Below are 4,328 nucleotides of genomic sequence, written 5' to 3' on the forward strand. Positions count from 1 at the left end.
CGAGGGCGTGCGGCGGGGGCAGCGCCGACGCGACGCGCAGGCGCGGTGTCCGCGGCTGCGCGTCGCGGCATCCGACCCCGCGCGCGACCAGCGGCTCTTCGAGCCGGTCATCGCGCGCGTCGAAGAGCTGGCGCCGGGGGTGCAACCGATCCGCCCGGGGCTGTGCGCGCTGCGGGCGCGCGGCCCCGCCCGCTACTACGGGGGCGAGGAGCACGCCGCGCGAGTGCTGCTGACGGCGCTCGCCGAGCTAGGGCTCGCCTTCGCGCGCGCGGGCGTCGGCGATGGTCCGTTCACCGCAGAGCAGGCGGCACTGGCCGCTCCGCCCGGCGGCGTGCGCTCGGCGCCTGCGGGTGCGGCGGCAGCGTTCCTCGCGCCGTTGCCGGTGACCGCACTCGATGCCGTAGCGACGGGGCTCGCCCGCGACAGCCGACAGGAGAACGGTGGCCCCGCCGAACTGCTCGGCCGTCTCGGCGTGCGCACGCTCGGCGAGTTCGCCGCACTCGATGCCGACAGCGTGCTCGGCAGGTTCGGCCCGCTCGGCGCGCGCCTGCACGACCTCGCGCGCGGTCGCGACTCCCGCCCGGTGCGGCCGCGCGCGCCCCCGCCCGAGCTGGCCCGCGAGATCGCGTTCGAGCCGCCGCTGGAGCTCGTCGACCAGGTGGCGTTCGCCGTGCGCGTCACGGCGGAGGAGTTCGTCGCAGCCCTCGGCGCCGAAGGGCTCGTGTGCACCGAGCTGCGGGTCGTGCTCGACCAAGAGCGCGGCGAGGGATCGGAGCGCGTGTGGCTGCACCCGGGGTCGTTCGACGCGGCGGGGGTCGTCGACCGGGTGCGCTGGCAGGTGCAGGCACTGGCGGAGCGAACGTCGGAGCCGGCCGTGGCCGGGATCGCACGAGTGCGCGTCGAGCCCGCGGCGGTCGACGCGGCATCCCACCACCAGCCGGCCATCTTCGGAGCTGGAGCCGACGAGCGCGTGCACCACGTCCTGTCTCGCGTGCAGGCGATGCTCGGACACCGCGGTGTGCTCGTTCCCGCGATCGGCGGCGGCCGCTGGCTCGCCGAGCGGCAAGCGCTCGTGCCGTGGGGCGACCGCGTGGTGCTCGCGACCGAGCGCTCGCGGCCGTGGCCGGGGCGCCTTCCCGCCCCGCTGCCGGGCACGGTGTTCCCGGCTCCGCCGACGGCGGAGGTGAGGGATGCCGCGGGCCGGCCGGTCGTGGTCGACGAGCGCGGCGGGCTGAGCGCCGTGCCGGCGGTGCTGGCCCTTCGACAAGCTCAGGGACCGAGACAAAGAGAGATCGAGGCGTGGGCAGGGCCGTGGCCGGTGTCGGAGCGGGGGTGGGATGCCGCGCGCGCCCGCCGCGCACACCGGTTCCAGCTCGTCGACACCGAGCAGGTCGCGTGGCTCGTCGTGCACGAGGCCGGCGCGTGGACCGTGGAGGGAGTGTACGACTGATGGGATGGCACAACCCTGCCGTCCCGTGGTCGGAGTTCGAGCGCGCCCTCAGCGACAAGCGCCGGCCTTCCGACCGGCCGAGCGACGCCGACGGTGGAGACAGCCCGGCGTGGACGCGCAAACGCGATCCGTATGTCGCGCCGGCCATCCAGCGCCCCGCCGACGCGGTGCCCTACGCCGAACTGCACGCGCACTCGTCGTACTCGTTCCTCGACGGGGCGTCGTCGCCGGAAGACCTCGCGGAAGAGGCGGAGCGGCTCGGCTTGCACGCGCTCGCGCTCACCGACCACGACGGCTTTTACGGCATTGTGCGCTTCGCCGAGGCGGCGGAGGCGCTCGAACTGCACACGGTGTTCGGGGCGGAGCTGTCACTCGCGCCCTTCGACCCTTCGACAAGCTCAGGGCGGCGCTTGCTCAGGGGCCGGGGGAGGCAGAAGAACGAGACCGACCCGGCGGGGACCCACCTGCTCGTGCTGGCGCGCGGCGAGGAGGGCTACCACCGCCTCGCCGGCGCCATCACCGCGGCACAGCTGCGCGGCGGCGAGAAGGGGCAGCCGGCCTACGACCTGGAAGAGCTCGCGACGCGCGGGCGAGGGCACTGGGCGGTGCTGACCGGATGCCGCAAGGGCGCCGTGCGCCGCGCGCTCTTCACCGCGGACGGCGCCATCGCGGCCGACGCCGAGCGTGCTGCAGGGCGCGAGCTCGACCGGCTCGCGGAGCTGTTCGGCCGCGACGCGGTCAACGTCGAGCTGATGGACCACGGCGACCCGCTCGACCAGCCGGCCAACGACATCCTGGCGGCGCTTGCCGCATCCCGCCGTCTTCCCGTGCTCGCGACCAACAACGTGCACTACGCGATGCCGGAGCGCGAGCACCTCGCGGCGGCGATCGCCGCGGTGCGGGCCGCCCGCAGCCTCGACGAGCTGGATGGCTGGCTGCCCGCGCACGGCAGTGCGTTCCTGCGGTCGGGGGCGGAGATGACGGCGCGCTTCGCGCGCCACCCCGGCGCGATCGAGCGCACCGTCGCGCTCGCCGGCGAGCTCGCCTTCCCGCTGCGCCAGGCAAAACCCGCGCTGCCGAAGCAGGTCGTCCCCGCCGGGCACACGCCGATGTCGTACCTGCGGCAGCTGGTGTGGGACGCCGTGCCGCGCAAATACCCCGCGCTCGCGCCCGAGCACCGGGCCCGCATCGAGAAAGAGCTCGACGTCATCGAGCGCAAGGGGTTCCCGGGGTACTTCCTCATCGTGCACGACATCGTGCAGAAAGCGCGCGAGCTCGGCATCCTGTGCCAGGGCCGCGGCTCGGCCGCCAGCAGCGTCGTCTGCTACGTCCTCGACATCACCGCCGTCGACGCGATCAAGTACAACCTGCCGTTCGAGCGGTTCATCTCCAGCATCCGCGAGGAGGAGCCCGACATCGACGTGGACTTCGACTCCGACCGGCGCGAGCAGATCATCCAGTACGTGTACGGCAAGTACGGGCGGGAGCGCGCCGCGCAGGTGTGCAACGTCATCCAGTACCGGCCGAAGAACGCGGTGCGCGACATGGCGAGGGCGCTCGGCCACTCGCCGGGGCAGCAGGACGCGTGGTCGAAGCAGGTCGAGCAGTGGGGGGCGCTGCTCGACACGAGCGAAGGGCACGACATCCCGGAACAGGTCGTCGCCTACGCGACCGAGCTGATGGGGGCGCCGCGGCACCTCGGCATCCACTCCGGCGGGATGGTGCTCACCGAGCGCCCCGTCGGCGAGGTCGTGCCCATCGAGCACGCGCGCATGAAGGACCGCACCGTCATCCAGTGGGACAAGGACGACGCGGCGTGGATGGGGCTCGTGAAGTTCGACCTGCTCGGACTCGGCATGCTCTCCGCGCTGCAGCACTGCTTCGACCTCGTCGAGGCGGCGACGGGGGAGGCGTGGAGCCTCGATCGCATCCCGAAGGAGGAGCCCGCCGTCTACGACATGCTGTGCCGGGCCGACTCGATCGGAGTGTTCCAGGTCGAGTCGCGCGCGCAGATGGGGCTGCTGCCCCGGCTGCAGCCGCGCAGCTACGAGCAGCTCGTCATCCAGATCGCCCTCATCCGCCCCGGGCCCATCCAGGGCGGCGCGGTGCACCCGTTCGTGCGGCGCAAGCTCGGGCAGGAGGCGGTGACGTACCCGCATCCGAAGCTCAAACCCGTGCTCGAGCGCACGATGGGCATCCCGGTGTTCCAGGAGCAGATCATGCAGATGGCGATGGTCGTCGGCGAGCTCTCCGCCGACGACGCCGACGTGCTGCGCCGCGCGATGGGCTCCAAGCGCGGGTACGAGCGCATCGAGAAGGTGCGCGAGAAGCTCTACGCCGGCATGGCCCGCAACGGCCTCGTGGGAGAGGACGCCGACGCGATCTACGCCAAGATCCAGGCGTTCGCGAACTTCGGCTTCGCCGAGAGCCACTCGCTGTCATTCGCGCTGCTCGTGTACGCGTCGTCATGGCTCAAGCTGCACTACCCGGCCGCCTTCCTCGCGGGGCTGCTGCGCTCGCAGCCGATGGGGTTCTACTCCGCGTCGACGCTCGTGGCGGACGCGCGCCGCCACGGGGTCGAGGTGCGCCGCCCCGACCTGCACCTGTCCGCCGTCGGCGCTGGCCTGGAGCTCGTCGCGCTCCCTGAGCCCGTCTCGGTCCCTGAGCTCGTCCCGGTCCCTGAGCTTGTCGAAGGGCCGGTCACCGGCCTCGACACCTGCCTCGCCCGCGACCAGCCGCCCGTCGGCGACTTCGACCCCGAGGCTCCCGACGAGTCCGCCGCGCACCGCCGCGACGGCGCGTTCGCGGTGCGGCTGGGGCTCGCCGCGGTGAAGGGGGTCGGCGAGGCCGCCGCCCGGCGCATCGTCGACGCGCGCGC

The 4,328-nt window shown here is 73.5% G+C and carries 2 protein-coding genes; both read left to right on the forward strand.

Annotated elements, in window-relative coordinates; genetic code table 11:
* The coding region (locus QM611_RS06010) for a DNA polymerase Y family protein (protein WP_415078997.1) at positions 1-1,450 on the forward strand (1,450 nt) is incomplete at its 5' end.
* A partial coding sequence (locus tag QM611_RS06015; protein WP_415078998.1) for an error-prone DNA polymerase occupies positions 1,450-4,328 on the forward strand: 2,879 nt, incomplete at its 3' end. The genes QM611_RS06010 and QM611_RS06015, both read left to right, overlap by 1 nt.

The organism is Microbacterium sp. (assembly GCF_047606685.1).
Classification (GTDB): Bacteria; Actinomycetota; Actinomycetes; order Actinomycetales; family Microbacteriaceae; genus Microbacterium.